14 protein-coding genes are annotated in these 14,916 nt (G+C 72.9%); 8 read left to right on the top strand and 6 right to left on the bottom strand.

What is annotated here, in order from left to right:
• The first annotated feature begins 205 nt into the window (after window positions 1–205).
• Window positions 206–1,024: a chaplin gene (locus ACWGKT_RS22595; RefSeq protein WP_453275087.1), complete on the top strand. Its 819-nt coding sequence runs from the start codon at window positions 206–208 to the stop codon at window positions 1,022–1,024.
• A gap of 66 nt (window positions 1,025–1,090) precedes the next feature.
• On the opposite strand, the gene ACWGKT_RS22590 is transcribed toward ACWGKT_RS22595, so the two are convergent.
• Window positions 1,091–1,279 (bottom strand): DUF5703 family protein, encoded by a 189-nt coding sequence (locus ACWGKT_RS22590; protein WP_046732800.1) that lies wholly within the window; start codon window positions 1,277–1,279, stop codon window positions 1,091–1,093.
• A gap of 47 nt (window positions 1,280–1,326) precedes the next feature.
• Between ACWGKT_RS22590 and ACWGKT_RS22585 the strand changes: the two genes are divergently transcribed.
• Window positions 1,327–2,028: a hypothetical protein gene (locus ACWGKT_RS22585; RefSeq protein WP_453275086.1), complete on the top strand. Its 702-nt coding sequence runs from the start codon at window positions 1,327–1,329 to the stop codon at window positions 2,026–2,028.
• 75 nt (window positions 2,029–2,103) lie between these two features.
• On the opposite strand, the gene ACWGKT_RS22580 is transcribed toward ACWGKT_RS22585, so the two are convergent.
• Window positions 2,104–4,440, bottom strand: a complete 2,337-nt coding sequence (locus tag ACWGKT_RS22580; protein WP_453275085.1) for a helix-hairpin-helix domain-containing protein — start codon at window positions 4,438–4,440, stop codon at window positions 2,104–2,106.
• Window positions 4,437–5,420, bottom strand: a complete 984-nt coding sequence (locus ACWGKT_RS22575) for an aldo/keto reductase (RefSeq protein ID WP_453275084.1) — start codon at window positions 5,418–5,420, stop codon at window positions 4,437–4,439. Before ACWGKT_RS22575 ends, ACWGKT_RS22580 begins: the two co-directional genes overlap by 4 nt.
• Before the next feature lie 201 nt (window positions 5,421–5,621).
• Here ACWGKT_RS22575 and ACWGKT_RS22570 point away from each other — a divergent pair, with 201 nt between their 5' ends.
• Window positions 5,622–6,677, top strand: coding sequence for an LLM class F420-dependent oxidoreductase (locus ACWGKT_RS22570; protein ID WP_356143948.1), 1,056 nt, complete (start codon window positions 5,622–5,624; stop codon window positions 6,675–6,677).
• Window positions 6,678–6,948: 271 nt separating this feature from the next.
• A complete protein-coding gene (locus ACWGKT_RS22565) occupies window positions 6,949–7,737 on the top strand; it encodes a ferritin-like domain-containing protein (protein ID WP_453275083.1) in 789 nt (262 codons plus the stop codon).
• A gap of 51 nt (window positions 7,738–7,788) precedes the next feature.
• Here the strand turns inward: ACWGKT_RS22565 and corA are convergent, their stop codons facing one another.
• Window positions 7,789–8,787, bottom strand: a complete 999-nt coding sequence (gene corA, locus ACWGKT_RS22560) for a magnesium/cobalt transporter CorA (protein ID WP_453275082.1) — start codon at window positions 8,785–8,787, stop codon at window positions 7,789–7,791.
• A 71-nt stretch (window positions 8,788–8,858) separates the two neighbouring features.
• Between corA and ACWGKT_RS22555 the strand changes: the two genes are divergently transcribed.
• The 4 genes from ACWGKT_RS22555 (at window position 8,859) to mshC (ending at window position 12,381) form a co-directional block, all read left to right on the top strand.
• On the top strand, window positions 8,859–9,545 hold the full coding sequence (locus ACWGKT_RS22555) for a histidine phosphatase family protein (protein WP_356143942.1): 687 nt from the start codon (window positions 8,859–8,861) through the stop codon (window positions 9,543–9,545).
• Between the two features lie 87 nt (window positions 9,546–9,632).
• Window positions 9,633–10,223, top strand: a complete 591-nt coding sequence (locus ACWGKT_RS22550; protein WP_453275081.1) for a DUF3090 domain-containing protein — start codon at window positions 9,633–9,635, stop codon at window positions 10,221–10,223.
• Complete coding sequence (locus ACWGKT_RS22545; RefSeq protein ID WP_453275080.1) at window positions 10,187–11,017, top strand: SCO1664 family protein; 831 nt, start codon at window positions 10,187–10,189, stop codon at window positions 11,015–11,017. Before ACWGKT_RS22550 ends, ACWGKT_RS22545 begins: the two co-directional genes overlap by 37 nt.
• 134 nt (window positions 11,018–11,151) lie before the next feature.
• Window positions 11,152–12,381, top strand: coding sequence for a cysteine--1-D-myo-inosityl 2-amino-2-deoxy-alpha-D-glucopyranoside ligase (mshC, locus tag ACWGKT_RS22540; protein ID WP_453275079.1), 1,230 nt, complete (start codon window positions 11,152–11,154; stop codon window positions 12,379–12,381).
• 100 nt (window positions 12,382–12,481) lie between these two features.
• On the opposite strand, the gene ACWGKT_RS22535 is transcribed toward mshC, so the two are convergent.
• On the bottom strand, window positions 12,482–12,997 hold the full coding sequence (locus ACWGKT_RS22535) for a hypothetical protein (RefSeq protein WP_453275078.1): 516 nt from the start codon (window positions 12,995–12,997) through the stop codon (window positions 12,482–12,484).
• A 32-nt stretch (window positions 12,998–13,029) separates the two neighbouring features.
• Entirely contained in the window at window positions 13,030–14,742 is a 1,713-nt protein-coding gene (locus ACWGKT_RS22530) for a S8 family peptidase (protein WP_453275077.1), read from the bottom strand.
• Window positions 14,743–14,916 lie beyond the last annotated feature (174 nt).

The following is a 14,916-nucleotide window of genomic DNA, read 5'->3' as shown; positions in this document are numbered from 1 at the left end:
CACCCCCCCTCCCTACACCCCCCCCCAACCCTTCGCCCCCCCCCCCCGGGGGGGGCTCTCCCCGCCCCCCCGGCGCCCGCCCCCCCGGCGCCCGGGCCCCGACCGGTCTTTTCGGGAGAGGCGCACAGCGCAATTCCGCTGCAGGAATGCTGCAGGAATGCTGCAGGAATACAGAGCAGAATCGAAGGCAGGGGGGAAATCACCAATGCGACAGGGCACCCGCAAGGGCCTCATGACCGTCGCCGCCGCCACCGGCGTGATCGCCGCGGCAGGCGGCTACGCGCACGCCGACTCGGGCGCGAGCGGCTCCGCCGCGCACTCGCCCGGCGTGCTGTCCGGCAACACCGTGCAGGCGCCGGTGCACGTGCCGGTCAACGTCTGCGGCAACACCGTGAACGTGGTCGGCGCTCTCAACCCGTCCATGGGCAACAAGTGCGCCAATGACAGTGGCGGCAGCTCCTCGGGCGGCTACGGCGACTCCGGCGGGCACGGCGGCTCGCACGCGGGCGGGCACACCGGCGGGTCGCCGGGCGTGGGGTCGGGCAACACCGTCCAGGTACCGGTCGACGTGCCGGTCAACGTGTGCGGCAACAGCGTCAACGTGGTGGGCGTCGGCAACGCGGCCGTCGGGAACCACTGCGCGAACGGGAGCGGATCCGGGGGCGGTGACCACAGCCTGCCGCCGGGCGGGGGGCACGGGACGCCTCCGGGGGGCGGTCACGGAACGCCGCCGCCGGGAACGCCGGGCAACCCCGGGACACCGGGCCACCCCGGTCAGCCGGGCAACCCCGGGACGCCCGGACACCCGGGTATGCCGGCCACCCCGCCCGCCGCGGGCGGTCACCAGCCCGGGACCGGCGGTTCCGCGCACGTCGTCCAGCAGGGCACTGGCTCCGGGCAGCCGGGCCTCGCGCAGCTCGCCCACACCGGCAGCGACCTGCCGCTCGGCATGGTCCTGCCGGTCGGCGCGGGAGCGCTGCTCGCGGGCGCCGTGCTGTACCGCAAGGCGCGGGCCGCGGCATAACGCACCCGCACGCAGGACGGAGCGGGTCCCGACACCGCGGGGCCCGCTCCGATCATGTGCTCCGCCTCACCAGGTGGCGCGTACCTGGCGGATGATCCGCCGGCGCAACCGCACCCTGCGGCTGCCGTCGCGCATGAGGCTCAGTCGGTCCAACTCCCAGTGTCCGTACTCGGCATGGTCCGTCAGCAGACGCGTCGCCTCCTTGCGGGACACCCCGCGTGGTACGTACACGTCGACAAATTCGTATTCCGGCATCGCATCTATTGTGCGGGTTGGGGCCCGGTACGGATAGCGTCTGCACTATGTCTGATGCTGCGCAGCCCACCGCTGCCGAGGTACGCGCCGCCGCCGAAGCGGTCAAGACCGCGCTCGACCGTCACCTGGCGGCGGTCGAACGCAGGTCGGGGGAGGACGACCCGGCCGTCTACGAGGCGTTCAACCAGCTGGCCGCGGCCGCCGAGGCGTATGACGAGCTGCTCTACGACCACTACGACGAGGTCACGCCCTTCGAGATCCCGGGGACGGAGGACGCGCTGCCGCCGTACACGGGCCCCGAGGAACCCCACGCGATCAGTGTGCTGATCCGTCGCGACTACGCCGTGGCGGAACCGCAGCGGCTGCTGGCGCAGGCCCAGCGGGTCGAGGCGGCCGAGTACGGGGAGGGCTCGGGCGCGGAGGCCGCAGGCACGGTGCACGGGGCGCTGGGCATCCTGTTCGGGGAGTTCGAACCGGACGAGATCGCCTCCCGGCACAAGGAGTTCGGACTGGAGGAGGCCGACTCCACGCTGTGGGTGACCGCCGCGGACGAGCCGGCCGATCCCGGGGAGTGGCTGGAAGCGCCGTTCGAGCAGGTCGATCCGCAGTGGGTGGTGTGCCGGTTCGATGTCAGCGCGGTCTTCGACGACGAGGTCGAGGACGAGTTGGACGAAGAGGCCGGGGTGCTGGAGGACGACCTCGATCTGGACGGCGACGAGGAACTGGAGCCGTTGGACGCGGATCGCTGACCGCCGGAATCCGCCGCCGTGGCCGCTTGCCGTGGCGGCGGATCCGGAAGGCCGGCTGATCGGTGCGCGAGCGGATCAGCCGGACGCGGGGACCTGGGCTCGGAGGAGCGCCGGGAGGCGGGTCGTGCGGGGTTTGGGCGGGGTTTCGGTGACCGCTCTCGCCAGGGCCTGCTCGACGCCGTGGACCACGGAGAGGTGCCGGTCCGCCCGGCTGAAGGCCGTGTAGACCCAGGGCCGGCTGAGGGACTGCGCGGCGTCACCGGGCAGGACCACGACCACCGCCGGCCACCGCCCGCCCGCCGCCTGGTGCGCGGTCAGCGCCCACCCGTGCCGCACGGACTGCTCCACCCGCTCCCTCGGTACGACGACGGGGGCGCCCGAGCACGACAGGTGCAGCCCCTCGGCGTCGGCCTTCACGACCTGGCCCGCGAGCGTGCGCCCCGGCGCGGGGGAGTAGGCGATCCGGTCACCCGGGTCGAAGCCCCCGAAGCGGCCGGGACCGGGGTTGAGCCGCTCCTTGAGCGCGGCGTTGAGCGCGCGGGTGCCCGCGGCCCCGCCGTGCCCCGGCGTGATCACCACCGTCTGCTCGGCCGGGACGCCGATCGCCCGCGGCACCGAGTCCGCGACCAGCTGCACCGTCCGGTGCACGGCCTCGCCCGCGTCCCGCACCGGCACGATGACGACCTCCTTGCCGGGCGCGTCGACCTGGTTCAGCTCGCCGACGCCGATGCCCGAGACCAGCTCACCGAGGGGGCCGGGGTCGGGCACCCGCGAGGCGATCTGCGGGCACGTCCGCGCCGCGAGCAGATCCGCGAACACCCGCCCGGGCCCGACCGACCAGAGCACGGCCGGGTCTCCGGCCAGTACCAGCCGCGCGCCGTCCGGCAGCGACTCGAGGAGCAGCGCCGCCGTCTCGACGTCCAGCTGGGGCGCGTCGAGCACGATCAGCAGGTCGAGATCGAACGCGCCGTCCGCGTCCCGGCCGGGGCCCTCGGCGCTGGACAACAGGCCCGCGACGGTGGCGGTCGCGCCCACCGGCCGCTCGGACGGGCCGTCCGCCCTGCCGAAACCGGCGAGCAGGGCCGCGAAGCGGTCCCGGCCGTCGGCCGTGTGCGCGGCGGCCCAGGCGCGCAGCCCCAGACCGGGCGCCTCGGACAGCAGGCGCGCCGGGTCGGCCAGGGACGCGTACCCGCCGGTGTGCAGCACCAGCCCGTGTCCCGCGACCGCGCCGATCAACTCGCCGGCGGAGCCCCGGGCCCCGGCGGCGGCCCGCTCCCAGGCCTCGGCCGGGCCGTCCTCCTTCGGCACCGAGTTGGCCAGGCGGGCCAGTCCGTCGGCGAGGCTCTCCTCGGCGAGCGCGTACCGCTCCAGACCGACGAGGACGCGGACCGGCCGTTCCTCCTCGCTCTCCTCGCCCGACTCACTGTCTTCCTCCCCTTGCCGGGGCTGTCGCGCCGGGGCGCCCGGCTCCTCCAGGGCGTCCTGGAAGACCAGGGCCTCGCCCTCCGCGAGCGTGCTCTGCACGGCGGCGTCGGGATCCGGGACGCCGCCCTTGGCCAGTGTGGCGACGAGCGCGGGCAGTTCCAGCGAGGTGTGCCCGGCCAGGGCCGCCTGCTCCAGCAGCCAGACGGTGACCGCGCGGGCGCGCCGCTCGTCGTCAGGGCGGCACTCCGCGCCGAGCAGCGCCCGCGCGAACCCGTCCGCCCGGTCCGGCCGGATGCCGGCGACCCGCAGCAACTGCCAGGGGTCCTCCCGCAACAGGGCGTCCGCGCCCTCGCCGAGGGCCGCCGCGACCTGGGGCGCGAGCGTCTCGGGCGCGCCGCCGTCGGTCAGGACGCGGCGCACGGCGTCGACCGACTCCGCCGCGGGGGCGGCGGGCACGGTGGTCTCGGCGACCGCCTGTGTGAGGGGCTGCGGGCGGGACGCGGACTCGGGCGCCGGGCGGCGCGGGGCAGGCTCCCGCTCCTCGAAGACCGTGGCCGCGGGCTTCTCGCCGCTCTCCACCGCCCGTACCGCCGCGAGCAGATCGGCCGCCTTGCCGCTCAGCTTGGTGCCTGCGGCGACCGGCCCCTTCCGCTCGGCCTTCCGCCGCTCGATCCGCTCCCGCTCGACCCGCTGCGCCGCGAGTTCGGCCTGCGCCTCGGACACCTGGGCATCGGCTCCGGCCTCGGCATCGCCCGACCGCGCCCCCGCGTCGCTGCCGCCGTCGCCACCGTCATCGCCGTCGGCCTCGACATCCGCAACGGAGTCGGCCTCGACATCCGCAACGCCGTCGGCAGTTGGATCGACCGCCCCCGCCGCTTCGGTCCCGCCGGCCTCCCCGGTCGGCGTACCTTCGGCGGTCGCGGCGCCGTCCGAGGTGTCCGGGGTCCCCGGCCCGGTTTCCTCCGTGGTCTCCGGCTCCGTGCTCACAGCGTGCTCCAGTCGTGATCGGGATAGCGGTGCACGGGCGCAGACACATCGTCGAGCGCCCGGCAGATCTCGTCAGGAAGACTAAGCGCCTCCACTGACAATGCCGCCGTGAGCTGCTGCGCCGTGCGCGCGCCGACGATCGGGGCGGCCACGCCGGGCCGGTCCCTGACCCAGGCGAGGGCGACCTGGAGCGGGGTCACGGCGAGCCCGTCGGCAGCCGTCGTCACCGCGTCCACGATCCGGCTCGCCGTGTCGTCGAGGTACGGCGCGACGAACGGCGCCAGATGCTCCGAGGCGCCCCGCGAGTCGGGCGGGGTGGAGTGACGGTACTTGGCCGTCAGGACGCCCCGGCCGAGCGGGGAGGAGGGGAGCAGGCCGACGCCCAGGTCGAGGGCGGCGGGCAGCACCTCGCGTTCCACGCCGCGCTGGAGCAGCGAGTACTCCATCTGCGTGCTCGCCAGCCGGGTGCGCGGGCCCGGCTGCGCGAGCTGCCAGGTCGCCGCCTTGGCCAGCTGCCAGCCGCAGAAGTTGGACACGCCGACATACCGGGCGCGGCCGCTGCTCACCGCCAGGTCGAGGGCCTGGAGAGTCTCCTCCAGCGGGGTGTCCGGGTCGTAGGCGTGCACGTGCCAGACGTCCACGTAGTCCGTACCGAGGCGGGCGAGCGAGGCGTCCAGCGCGGAGAGCAGATGGCCGCGCGAGCCGTCGAAGCGCCGGTCGGGATCCGGGACGCTGCCGGCCTTGGTCGACAGGACCAGGTCGCGGCGCGGCACCAGGCCGTCTATCAGCCGTCCGAGCAGATACTCGGACTCCCCGTCGCCGTACACGTCCGCGGTGTCGACGAGCGTTCCGCCGGCCTCCCAGAACGCCTTCAGCATGTCCGCGGCGTCGTGCTCGTCGGTGGCCCGGCCCCAGGTCAGGGTGCCGAGTCCGATCCGGGACACGCGCAGGCCGGTACGGCCGAGATGCCTCTGCTCCATGAACGCCGAGATTACTGGCCAGAACTGTTGGATTGGGTTGCCTGTGGATAACCGATTTCCCCAGGACCACGGGAGTTCGGCACGGCCACGGACGGCCCCGCGGCCGATCCCCCCCGACGGCCGCACCCACTGCCCCCCGCAGCCGTGCCGCGCTAGGGTCGGGGCCACAGGGACATTACTGATCAGTAAGGGGATTCGGCCATGCAGCTCGGGATCAACCTCGGCTACTGGGGCGCCGGAATGGACGCGGACAATCTCGCCGTGGCCCAGGAGGCGGACCGGCTCGGTTACGCCGTGTGCTGGGCCGCGGAGGCCTACGGATCCGACGCGCCCACGGTGCTCGCGTACGTCGCCGCCAAGACCGAGCGCATCGACGTCGGCTCCGCCATCATGCAGATTCCCGCCCGCCAGCCGGCGATGACCGCGATGACCGCCGCCACCCTCGACTCGCTCTCCGGCGGCCGCTTCCGCCTCGGCCTCGGCGTCTCGGGACCGCAGGTCTCCGAGGGCTGGTACGGCGTCAAGTTCGACAAGCCGCTGGCCCGGACGCGCGAGTACGTCGAGATCGTGCGCAAGGCGATGACCCGGGAGCGCCTGACGTACGACGGCGCGCACTGGACGCTGCCGCTGCCAGGCGGCCCGGGCAAGCCGATCAAGCTGACCGTGCACCCGGAGCGGGAGCACATCCCGCTGTACATCGCCGCCATCGGACCGAAGAACCTGGAGCAGACCGGCGAGATCGCCGACGGCGCCCTGCTCATCTTCCCCTCCGCCGAACACCTGGAGGACACGGCCGTCACGTACCTGCGCGCCGGGCGCGAGAAGGCCGGCAAGACCATGGACGGGTTCGACGTCTGCCCGACGCTGCCGCTCGCCGTCGGCGACGACAAGGACGTGACCCGGCTCGCCGACACCTTCCGCCCCTACACCGCGCTGTACCTGGGCGGCATGGGCAGCAGCAAGCAGAACTTCTACAACGAGCTCGCCCGGCGCATGGGGTACGAGAAGGAAGCCGCCGAGATCCAGGAGAAGTACCTGTCGGGGGACAAGCAGGGCGCCGCGGCCGCCGTACCGCACGACCTGATCGACCGGACCACCCTGCTGGGTTCCGTGGACCGCATCGCCGACCGGATGAAGGCCTACGCGGCGGTCGGCGTCACCACGCTCACGCTGGCCCCCGCGGGCTTCACGCTCGACGAGCGGCTCGCCTCCCTGCGGGCCGGCAGCGAGGCCGCGGAGCGCGCCGGACTCGTGTAACGCGGGGAGCGGAAGAGGGAGTTCAGCGGCCGTGGTGGGGGCTCGGGGGTCTACCCCGCCACGGCCGTCACAGGGAACAACGCGCCCGGGCCCACGCGGTTACGCCCTTGTCAGGACCCCGGTGCTCCTTCTTTCGGCCCAGTTGTGCGACATACCTGTTGCAGGACGCTCCCGGCCGCATTTGACTCGGTCTCTGCGGTATCTCGTGGAATTCCCCCGAATCCACGGGATTCTCCGGGAACCCCGCGCATCCTGCAGAGAGGTGCCCACGATGCTTTCGGCCAAGAGTCTGTTCCAGGAGATCCTCGACAACGACGAGTCCTTCCGGCTCTTCTGCTCCATCGCGGCCAGCGGGGAGGCGCAGGGCGGCTGGGAGAACGGGCGCATCGCCGCGCTGGTGCCGGACGGCGAACGCGCGCTCGCCCCCAAGATCACCCGGCACGGCGCGGACGAGGACAAGCACGGCCGGATCTTCAACGCCCTGCTGCGCAAGCGCGGCCTGAAGCCTGTCCCCGTACCGCCCGAGACCGACTACACGATGCTCCTGGAGCGGCACGGCATCGGCCTCGCCCACGAGAAGCTCAAGGCCGACGAACCGCTCACCGTGCTGGACATCGTCGTCTACCTCGCCCACAGCCGCGTCACCGAGCAGCGGGCCTGTGAGCAGATGGAACTGCTGCGCAGGCACTTCGGGGAGCACCCCGACCTCGGCCGGGCGGTACGGATGATCGCGGCCGACGAGGACGACCACCTCGCCTACTGCCACGAGGAACTGCTGCGTCTCGCGTACGCCGGTCACGGCCCCGCCATCCGGCGGACCCTGCGCGCCTGCGCCCTGGCCGAGATCCGCGTCCACCGGGACGTCAGCCTCGCCGTCATGGCTCGCATGGGGCGCATCCTCGGCTGGTCCCGGGCCAGGTCCGCGGTGCTCATGGCCGGTATCCACGCCGTGTACGCGTACGAGCGGCTCGCGGGCTGGCGGCGGATGGTGTCCCTGAGGATGCCGGAGCGCCGGGACGCCCTCGGCGGCCCGGCGAACACGGCCCCCGAATTCGCCTGAGGCCCGCTCGACTCGACCGAAGTCCGTTCACTCACCGCGGCCGGCGCCGCCTCACAGCCAGCCGCGGCGCTTGAACATGCGGTAGAGCACCAGTTCCAGCAGGCCCATCGTCCCGATCACCAACGGATACGACCACAGCCAGTGCAGCTCCGGCATGTGGTCGAAGTTCATGCCGTAGATCCCCGCGATCATCGTGGGGATCGCGGCCATCGCCGCCCAGGCCGAGATCTTCCGCATGTCGTCGTTCTGCCGCACGCTCGTCTGCGCCAGATGCGCCGCCAGCACGTCCGAGACCAGCCGGTCCAGGCCCTCCACGGACTCGTTCACGCGCGTGAGGTGGTCGTTCACGTCCCGGAAGAACGGACGGGCGGCCTCGGGCACGAACGGCACGTCCGTCGCGGAGGGCCCCAGTCCCGCGAGCTTGCTCATGGGCAGCGCCAGCGGCCCCGTCGCCCGCCGGAACTCCTGCACCTGCCGTTTGAAGGTGTAGATCCGTGACGCCGTGTGCCGGGAGCCGCCCAGGTTCGGCGAGAACACCTCGGCCTCCAGCTCCTCCAGGTCGGTCCCGAGCTCGGTGGCCACCTCCAGGTAGTGGTCGACGACCGCGTCGGTGATCGAGTACAGCACCCCGGTCGGACCGTGCCGCAGCATCTCGTGCTGCTCCTCCAGATGGCGCCGGATGCTGCCGAGCGGCGACCCCTCGCCATGGCGCACCGTCACCAGGAACGAGTCGCCGATGAACAGCATCAGCTCCCCGGAGGCGACCGTGTCGCTCTTCGCCTCGTAGGTCACCGGCTTGAGCACCACGAACAGCGAGTCGTCGTACACCTCCAGCTTGGGCCGCTGGTGGGCCTTCAGGGCGTCCTCGACGGCCAGCGGGTGGAGTCCGAACTCCTCGGTGACCAGGTCGAACTCCTTCTCCGTCGGTTCGTACAGGCCGATCCACAGGAAGCTGTCACCACGGGCGCGCGCCTCCGCCAGGGCGTCGGCGAAGTCCTGGGGACTCTCGGTACGGTGCCCGTTGCGGTAGATGGCGCAGTCGACGATCACGGAGCGTATTCTCCCGCCGGGCGCCGACCGGCGCACCCTGTCGTTCGCGGCATGCGCCTACCCTGGGCGGCATGCCCACGCTGATCCTCGTAAGGCACGGACGTTCCACCGCCAACACCGCGGGCCTGCTCGCCGGCTGGACGCCGGGCGTCGCCCTCGACGAGCGGGGGGCGGCCCAGGCCGCCGCGCTGCCCGGACGGCTCGCCGGGCTGCCCCTCTCGGAGGTCGTCACCAGCCCGCTGCAACGTTGTCAGGAGACCCTCCGGCCGCTGCTCGACGCCCGCCCGGAGCTGCGTCCCCACACCGACGAGCGGATCGGGGAGTGCCACTACGGCGACTGGTCCGGCCGCAAGCTCGCCGAGCTCATGGACGAGCCGCTGATGCAGGTGGTGCAGACGCACCCGTCGGCGGCCGCGTTCCCCGGCGGCGAGTCGATGCGGGCGATGCAGACCCGGGCCGCCGAGGCCGTACGCGAGTGGAACGCGCGCGTGGAGCGCGACCACGGCGCCGACGCCGTGTACCTGATGTGCTCGCACGGCGACATCATCAAGTCGCTCGTCGCGGACGCCCTCGGACTGCATCTCGACCTCTTCCAACGGATCTCCGTCGAACCGTGTTCCATCACGGCGATCCGTTACACCCGGCTCAGGCCTTTTCTCGTTCGCCTCGGCGACACCGGGGATTTCGCCTCCCTTGCGCCGCGCGAGGAACCCCAGGGGGAAGACGCACCGGTCGGGGGCGGTGCGGGCGCACCGTGATCGTCGGCCGCAGTAGGGTGAAGCGATCCACACAGTCGCGCTCACGCATGCACTCTCACGCACTTTCGATTCCAATGGAGACAGGACGTGTCCCGTCAGGTGTTCCTCTACGACCCGCCGGAGCGCTTCGTGGCCGGTACGGTCGGGCTGCCCGGGCGCCGTACGTTCTTCCTCCAGGCCACCGCCGGCCCCCGGGTGACCAGCGTGGTCCTGGAGAAGACCCAGGTCGCCGCCCTCGCCGAGCGCATGGACGAACTGCTCGACGAGGTCGTACGACGTAGCGGTGGCAATGCCGCCGTCCCCGCCGTCGCGCCCACGGAGATCTCCGACACGGCTCCGCTGGACACCCCGATCGAGGAGGAGTTCCGCGTCGGCACCATGGCTCTGGCCTGGGACGGCGAGGAAGAGCGCATGGTCGTCGAGGCCCAGGCGCTGGTGGAGCTGGACGCCGACTCCGAGGAGGATCTCGCGGAGGCCGAGGAGCGGCTCCTCCAGGACGAGGAGAACGGGCCCCCGATGCTGCGGGTCCGGCTCACCGGCGCGCAGGCCAGAGCCTTCGCCAAGCGCGCCCTCGACGTCGTCAACGCCGGGCGGCCGCCGTGCCCGCTGTGCAGCCTCCCGCTCGACCCGGAAGGACACGTATGTCCGCGCCAGAACGGATACCGCCGGGGAGCGTGACGCCCGGCGTCGCCCCCGCCGCACTGCTCGCCGAAGGGGAGCTGACGGTACGCGGGCGCATCCGCGAGGCGTCCAACACGGCGCTGTTCTGCAAGGTCGCCCTCGACGGCCAGGAGGCGTCCTGCATCTACAAGCCGATCGCCGGGGAGCGCCCGCTGTGGGACTTCCCCGACGGCACCCTCGCCGAGCGCGAGGTCGCCGCGTACGAGGTGTCCGAGGCCACCGGCTGGGGGCTCGTACCGCCCACCGTGCTGCGGGACGGGCCGTACGGCGAGGGCATGGTCCAGCTGTGGGTCGAGGAGACCCCTCAGGCCGAGCTGCTCGCCCTGGTGGACGGCGAGGAGGCCGGGCCCGGCTGGAAGGCGATCGGCTTCGCCGAGGTCGGTGAGGGCCGCACGGCGCTGCTGGTGCACGCCGACGACGAACGGCTGCGGCGGCTCTCCGTCCTGGACGCCGTGATCAACAACGCGGACCGCAAGGGCGGTCACCTGCTGCCGACGTCCGAGGGGCAGCTGTACGGCATCGACCACGGGGTCACCTTCAACGTCGAGAACAAGCTCCGCACCCTGCTGTGGGGCTGGGCGGGGGAGCCGCTCACCCTCGACGCGATGGGCGTGCTCAAGGTGCTCAGGGACGTCCTGGGCGACGGCGGCACGCTCGGCATCCGGCTGGCCGGGCTGATCACCGCGGCCGAGCTCGCGGCCACGCGCGCGCGGGTCGAGGCACTGCTGACCTCGGGGAAGCACCCGGAGCCGAGCGGGGAGTGGCCGGCGATTCCCTGGCCGCCGGTCTAGGACGCGCCGCCGGTCCGGGGAGCGCCTGCGACGGCGCGGAAGCACATCGGGGGCCGGACCGCAAGATCGCCTTTCCGGTCATCTGGCCTGGTCCGGTTCGTACGCGCGAGTTGAGGCCGGTTACGCTCATGTACATGCATGCCTGGCCCGCTTCTGAGGTCCCCGCCCTGCCCGGTCAGGGCCGCGACCTGAGGATCCACGACACCGCGACCGGCGGTCTGGTCACTCTGGCCCCCGGTCCCGTCGCCCGTATCTACGTCTGCGGCATCACGCCGTACGACGCGACCCATATGGGTCACGCGGCGACCTACAACGCGTTCGACCTCGTTCAGCGCGTGTGGCTCGACACCAAGCGGCAGGTCCACTACGTGCAGAACGTCACCGACGTCGACGATCCACTCCTGGAGCGCGCGGAGCGGGACGGCGTCGACTGGGTCGCCCTCGCCGAGAAGGAGACGGCCCTGTTCCGCGAGGACATGACCGCCCTGCGGATGCTCCCGCCCCAGCACTACATAGGCGCCGTCGAGGCGATACCCGGCATCGTCCCGCTCGTGGAGCGGCTGCGCGACCTCGGCGCGACCTACGAGCTGGACGGCGACATCTACTTCTCCGTCGAGTCCGACCCGCACTTCGGCCAGGTCTCGAACCTCGACGCCGCCGCCATGCGGCTGCTGTCCGCCGAGCGAGGCGGCGACCCGGACCGTCCGGGCAAGAAGAACCCGCTCGACCCGATGCTGTGGATGGCCGCCCGCGAGGGCGAGCCCAGCTGGGACGGCGGCTCGCTGGGGCCCGGCCGCCCCGGCTGGCACATCGAGTGCGTCGCCATCGCCCTGGACCACCTCGGCATGGGCTTCGACCTCCAGGGCGGCGGCTCCGACCTCGCCTTCCCGCACCACGAGATGGGCGCCTCGCACGCCCAGGTGCTGACCGGCGAGTTCCCCATGGCCAAGGCGTACGTCCACGCCGGCATGGTCGCCCTGCACGGCGAGAAGATGTCCAAGTCCAAGGGCAATCTCGTCTTCGTCTCGCGGCTGCGCCGCGACGGCGTCGACCCGGCCGCCATCCGGCTCGCCCTGCTCGCCCACCACTACCGGGCCGACTGGGAGTGGACCGACCAGGTCCTGCGGGACGCCGAGGCGCGGCTCGGGCGCTGGCGCGCCGCCGTCTCCCGCCCCGACGGACCGCCCGCCGAGGCGCTCGTCGAGGAGATCCGCGAGGCCCTCGCGAACGACCTGGACGCGCCGGCCGCGCTGGCCGCCGTGGACCGCTGGGTCGCGCTGCAGGACGAGCGGGGCGGCACGGACATCGGCGCCCCGGGCGTCGTGTCGCGCGCCGTGGACGCCCTGCTGGGCGTGGCGCTGTAGAAAGCCGACAGGGCGGCTCCTCCCCGCGGTAGGAGCCGCCCCTTCTTTCACGCGCCGGCCGGCCGTTCACCTGCCGGTCGGCACTTCTCCCCGGCGCCGGTCAGAGCCGCTGCACCCGCACGCTGCGCAGGACCGCCGGTGACGTACCCTCCCAGACGCCGATCACCTGGTGGCCGAGGGCGAAGGCCTGCTGGATCTCCTGGTGGGCCTGCGGGGTCGGGTTGTTGAGGACCCGGAAGCCGTCCGGGAAGCGCAGGAAGATCTGCTGCGGCTGGCCCGGCAGCGGCTGCACGATGTCGACATAGCCGTTCGCGATGCCCGCCTGCAGCAGCTGGGCCGAGGCCTGTTGGATCGCCGCCTGCGTGACCTGCTGCATCTGGTGCTGCATCTGCTGCTGGATCTGCTGGATCTGTTGCTCGCCCTGCCCCTGCGGCTGTCCGATCTGGGGCTGTCCGAGCTGCGGCTGTCCGAGCTGCTGCAACAGCTGCTGGTACGGCTGCTGCTGCCCGAGCTGCTGGAGCTGCTCCAGCGAGCCGACCGTGCCGTACGGCTGCTGGTAGGGCGAGGTGGTCGGGAACTGCTGGTGCTGGTGGCTCATCTGCGGGGTGGTGCTCATACGGTGTCACCTTCCCTTGATGGATTGGTCCGTCAGCCCGTGACGACCAGGCCGACGATCTCGTCGTCCGCGAACCACACGCGGACGTCGGGCCGTCCCCCCGCGAAGGCGGTGTGCACCGCCTGGCGGATCTCGGGGGACGGGTGGTTCAGGTTCCGCCAGGCGCCGGCCACGAACAGCCGGAGCCTCGGCGGGAGTTCACGGGGGTACGGGAGCAACTCGTCCCAGTACCGCTCGGCCCGGCCCGAGCCCACCGCCTCCGGCAGCAGGCGCGTGACGGCCGCCCTGACGTCGGGCCGGCCCCCGATGCGCTGGGAGGCGGGCCGGCCCGGCGCGTCCTGCTGCGGGGAGCCCGTGGCCCGCAGCACCTCGCGGGCCCGGTCGGCGGACATCGGGGGCTGGGCGGCCGCCCTGAGCATCCCCTGCAGGGCGGCCAGGGCACCGGCCACCACCGGGGTGGCGGCGGAGGTCCCGGAGAAAGCGTCCGTGTACCAGGCGATCTCCTCGGGCCCGCCCTGCAGATCGCCGGGCCGGTCCCAGAAGCCGCCGGTGGTGGTGACCTCGCGGCCCCAGCCCTGGGCGTCGACCCGGGCGCCGTAGTTGGAGAAGGCGAGCCGGGAGCGGTCCGGGCCGTGGTCGCGGCCGTGCGTGCCGGGCGGCGGGGCACCCGCGCCGACCAGGATCGCGCCGGAGGCCGGGTTCGACGGATCGAACGGGTTGCGCCACCAGGCCGGGAAGCCGTCCGGACGGCGCTCGTAGACCGCGTCGTCGAGGGACTCGGCGCCGTTCCCGGCGGCGGCCACGACCAGCACGCCCCGGTCGGTGGCGTGGCGGATCGCCGCGAAGTCGTCCGGCCACCATTCCAGCGGGAGGTAACCGCGCTGGTCGTCGCGGTCCGCGTAGTCGAACCGCGGCCCGGGGCGGTGCAGCCCGACCACCATCAGGTCGCCGGGGCCGAGCCGGTCGGCCGCCGCGTGGATCGCCGCCGCGGTACCGGCGGTCCGGACGGACGCGGCCGCGGTCACCGCCTCCGGGACGATGCCGGTGATGCCGCACTCGCCGCGGTCCCCGCCGAGCACCCCGATCACGGCGGTGCCGTGGTTGCGCCAGGCCAGGTCGGTCAGGGGCGTACCGACGACCACGCCGGCCAGCTTGGCCGCCAGGTCCTCGTGTCCGAGCTGCCAGGCGCCCTCGACGTCGATCACCGTGACGCCCTGACCGGACCCGCCGGGCCGCTGCCAGGCCCAGTGGGCGTCGATCCCCTCCGGCCCGCGGCGCAGATACCCCTGACGTCCGCTGAAGTCCGGGGTGACCGGGGCGCCTTCCTTGAGACGACGGTCGTCGGCGGGGGCCGTCGCCGGTACGGCGCCCGGTTTGACGTACGCCGTGTCGATCCCCGGCAGTGCGGCGATCCGCGCGCACAACTCCTGTGCCCGGTCGTCCCCGCCGCGCAGCCGGTAGAAGAGTGTCAGGTCGGGCGCGCCCTCCGTGCCGGACTGCCGCACCCGCTCCTCGCTGCCGAACAGCGGTTCCAGGGTGAGCTGTTCGTCGCCGAGGAACATGGCGAGCGCCGACACGTCGGTGCCCGCCGCCGAGCGGACCCCGTCGGTCCCGGCGCGCAGCCGGGCCTCGGCACGCGCGACGACGATCAGCTCACGTTCGGCCCCGCGATAGGTGAATCCCGCTCCGTCGGGCCCCGGTCCGGTCGCCCCGGGGTCCCGCTCCGGCATGGTTCGATCGGTCATCGCTGCCGCTCCCTTCGGTCCGTTCCCTTCGGTCCGTGCGGGCCGCCACGCAGCACAACCAAGCACGCCGACGGCGAGCCGTCCAGACGTGTTTCGGCAACTCGGTTTGGAACAAGTTGAATTGGGTAACGTGTGCATTCCGTCCGGAAGCAGATGTCACGCCATGATCCGGCC

The sequence above is a fragment of the Streptomyces sp. NPDC054794 genome, assembly GCF_053611585.1.
This window is presented reverse-complemented; position numbering and strand designations above follow the sequence as displayed.

Bases quoted from the DNA above. Each gene is read 5' to 3' on its own strand.
- ACWGKT_RS22535 (WP_453275078.1), bottom strand. From the start codon at position 12,997: ATGAGCACCACCCCGCAGATGAGCCACCAGCACCAGCAGTTCCCGACC.
- ACWGKT_RS22555 (WP_356143942.1), top strand. From the start codon at position 8,859: ATGCCCACGCTGATCCTCGTAAGGCACGGACGTTCCACCGCCAACACC.
- ACWGKT_RS22545 (WP_453275080.1), top strand. From the start codon at position 10,187: ATGTCCGCGCCAGAACGGATACCGCCGGGGAGCGTGACGCCCGGCGTC.
- ACWGKT_RS22595 (WP_453275087.1), top strand. From the start codon at position 206: ATGCGACAGGGCACCCGCAAGGGCCTCATGACCGTCGCCGCCGCCACC.
- ACWGKT_RS22530 (WP_453275077.1), bottom strand. From the start codon at position 14,742: ATGACCGATCGAACCATGCCGGAGCGGGACCCCGGGGCGACCGGACCG.
- ACWGKT_RS22570 (WP_356143948.1), top strand. From the start codon at position 5,622: ATGCAGCTCGGGATCAACCTCGGCTACTGGGGCGCCGGAATGGACGCG.
- ACWGKT_RS22585 (WP_453275086.1), top strand. From the start codon at position 1,327: ATGTCTGATGCTGCGCAGCCCACCGCTGCCGAGGTACGCGCCGCCGCC.
- ACWGKT_RS22590 (WP_046732800.1), bottom strand. From the start codon at position 1,279: ATGCCGGAATACGAATTTGTCGACGTGTACGTACCACGCGGGGTGTCC.
- ACWGKT_RS22575 (WP_453275084.1), bottom strand. From the start codon at position 5,420: ATGGAGCAGAGGCATCTCGGCCGTACCGGCCTGCGCGTGTCCCGGATC.
- mshC (WP_453275079.1), top strand. From the start codon at position 11,152: ATGCATGCCTGGCCCGCTTCTGAGGTCCCCGCCCTGCCCGGTCAGGGC.
- ACWGKT_RS22565 (WP_453275083.1), top strand. From the start codon at position 6,949: ATGCTTTCGGCCAAGAGTCTGTTCCAGGAGATCCTCGACAACGACGAG.